Annotated in this window: 2 protein-coding genes and 1 pseudogene; all 3 read right to left on the bottom strand. The window is 69.3% G+C overall.

Annotation, left to right across the window (positions count from 1 at the left end):
- A pseudogene (locus AB0G02_RS35475) lies at positions 1-308 on the bottom strand (hypothetical protein); the annotation flags it as partial.
- 229 nt (positions 309-537) lie between these two features.
- On the bottom strand, positions 538-1,350 hold the full coding sequence (locus AB0G02_RS35470; RefSeq protein WP_360803409.1) for a carbohydrate ABC transporter permease: 813 nt from the start codon (positions 1,348-1,350) through the stop codon (positions 538-540).
- Positions 1,350-2,252, bottom strand: coding sequence for a sugar ABC transporter permease (locus AB0G02_RS35465; protein WP_360803406.1), 903 nt, complete (start codon positions 2,250-2,252; stop codon positions 1,350-1,352). Before AB0G02_RS35465 ends, AB0G02_RS35470 begins: the two co-directional genes overlap by 1 nt.
- Positions 2,253-2,411: the final 159 nt, after the last annotated feature.

The raw sequence follows: 2,411 nt of genomic DNA, 5'->3' as shown, positions 1-2,411 counted from the left end.
GGCGTCGCAGCTGCAGGTGTCGGCGGCGGTGGGCGCGTTCCTGCTGGGCATCGCGCCAACGCGAACGAGGGCTCCCTGGGCGTCTCACCGGAGAAGTGCGTGATCCGCACGCCGACCACGTCGGCCATGGGCGAGGTGAGGCCCAGCGTGACCACGGGCCCCTTCAGCGTGTCGCCGCGGTGCCGGATCGGGTGGGTCGACGCGTGCACGACGACCTCCCCGTTCCCCGCGGTGACGTCGCGCACCTCGACCGGGTAGGCGCCCTCGACGCCCGGTCGCAGCAACCAGTACCCGTCGCTGAACTTCACCCGAACTCCAATCCGCGAAAGCCCGGCCGCCTGCGGCCGGGAGGAGCAGGTCCCGGCTCGTCCGGCCCGCGTGGCGGACCGTCGGTCGGGATAGTCGTGCCGTTCGACCCGGTCCTCGGTGGTGGGCCGGGGTGCGCCGCCACGTGGTCCGGCGCGGTGGGGGTGGAACCGGAGCGGTCTGCCACCCGCGTGGGCGACGACCGGTGCGCGCGGTGACGGGACCAGCCCGTCACTTGATCGCTCCCGCCGTGACGCCGCGGGTCAACGCGCGCTGGAAGATCAGGAAGAACACGATGGCCGGGATGACCCCGAGCAGCGCCGAGGCGCTGGTCATCGTGGCGTCCATCATCCGCTGGCCCTGCAGCACCCCGAGTGCCACCGGCACGGTCTGGTTCTCGTTGGAGATCAGCAGCACCAGCGGGAGGAAGAACTCGTTCCAGGTCCAGATGAAGAAGAACACGAACAGCACACCCAGGGTGGGCCTGCTGATCGGCACCACGATGCGCACCAGCGTCTGCCACTTGTTCGCGCCGTCGATGCGGGCGGCCTCCAGCAGTTCGCGCGGGAAGCCGCCGAGCGTCGAGGTGAGCAGGTAGGTGCCGAAGGCGGCCTGGACCACCGTGAAGATGATGATCACGGCCAGCTTCGTGTCGTACAGCCCGGCCTCCTTGGCCAGGAAGTACAGCGGGTAGACCAGCGCCTCCTGCGGCAGGGTGTTCGCGATGAGGAACACCACCAGGATCCACAGCCTGCCGCGGACCCGGCCGATGCCCAGCGCGTAGGCGTTGAACACCGACACCACGACCGCGAGCACCGCCACCGACCCGCTGATCACCACGCTGTTGAGCAGCTTCTCGCCGAAGTCCACCCGTTCCCAGAACGCGATGATGCCGTCCAGCGACACCCCGCCCGGCAGGCTCAGCGGCCCGCCGGTGGAGTACTCCTCCGGCGTCTTCACCGCGTTGAGCGCCACCAGGAAGAACGGCGCCAGCATCACCAGGGCGAGCAGGACCATCGACCACAGCACCGCGTGCCGCCTCATCAGGCCTCACCCCGGTTCTGCACGCGCAGGAACACCGACGTGAGCACCAGGATCAGCACCGTGAGCACGGTCGCGATGGCCGCGCCGTACCCGACCTGGGTCTTCTCGAAGAAGTTCTGGAACGAGTAGTACGACGGCACGTTCGTCGACCCGCCCGGTCCTCCCCTGGTCAGCACGTAGATCGGCGCGAACACCTTGAGCGCGGCGATCGTGCAGGTCAGCAGCACGACGAAGATCTCGGGTCGGATCTGCGGCACGGTGACGTGGAAGAACCGGCCCCACCACGACGCGCCGTCCAGCTCGGCGGCCTCGTGCAGGGACGGGTCCACCCGCTGCATCCCGGCCATGAAGATCACCACCGGGTAGCCGACCTGGATCCACAGCATCACGCCCATCACGGTCCACAGCGCCAGGTCCGGGTCACCGAGCCAGTTCTGCGCGAACGAGTCCAGCCCGACGGCGCGCAGCACCTCGTTCAGCGCGCCGTCCCGCGGGGCCAGGATCCAGCCCCACACGATCCCGGCCACCGCGATGGGCAGCACCTGCGGCAGGTAGACGCACGCCCGCAGCACGGCGGCGTGGCGCGCGCCGAAGTGCTTGCCGATGAAGTCGAACAGGGCCGCGGCGATGACGAGCCCCGCCAGGGTCGGCAGGACCGCCATCGCCACCACCAGGCCGACGTTGTGCCGGAACGACGCCCAGAACGTGCCGTCCGACATCAACCGCGCGTAGTTGTCCAGGCCGACCCACTCGGGATCGCCCGCGCCGGACCACTCGGTGAAGCTGATGCCGATGTTCATCGCGAACGGCACGAGCACCACCGCGAGCAGCAGCAGACCGCCGGGGATCAGGAAGAGGAGGTACGACCCGCGACCGCGGATCGAGGCGGGGACCAGGCTCATTTGCCGACGCTCGCCAGGTTCTCCTTGTAGTAGTCCGCGATCTCGGTCAGCACCTCGTGCGGCCCGAGCTGACCGGTGATGAGCTTCTGCACCGACGAGACCTGCTGGTCGTAGAAGCCGGGTGCGGGCCAGTCCGGGTAGAACGCCAACCGGTCGGCG

Origin of the sequence: Actinosynnema sp. NPDC023658 (assembly GCF_040639995.1) — a bacterium.
GTDB lineage: Bacteria > Actinomycetota > Actinomycetes > Mycobacteriales > Pseudonocardiaceae > Actinosynnema.
Note: the sequence above shows the minus strand (reverse complement) of the source record. Positions and strands in the feature narration are given on the sequence as shown.

Excerpts from the sequence above, each read along its gene's own strand:
- AB0G02_RS35470 (WP_360803409.1), bottom strand. The coding sequence starts at position 1,350 with ATGAGGCGGCACGCGGTGCTGTGGTCGATGGTCCTGCTCGCCCTGGTG.
- AB0G02_RS35465 (WP_360803406.1), bottom strand. The coding sequence starts at position 2,252 with ATGAGCCTGGTCCCCGCCTCGATCCGCGGTCGCGGGTCGTACCTCCTC.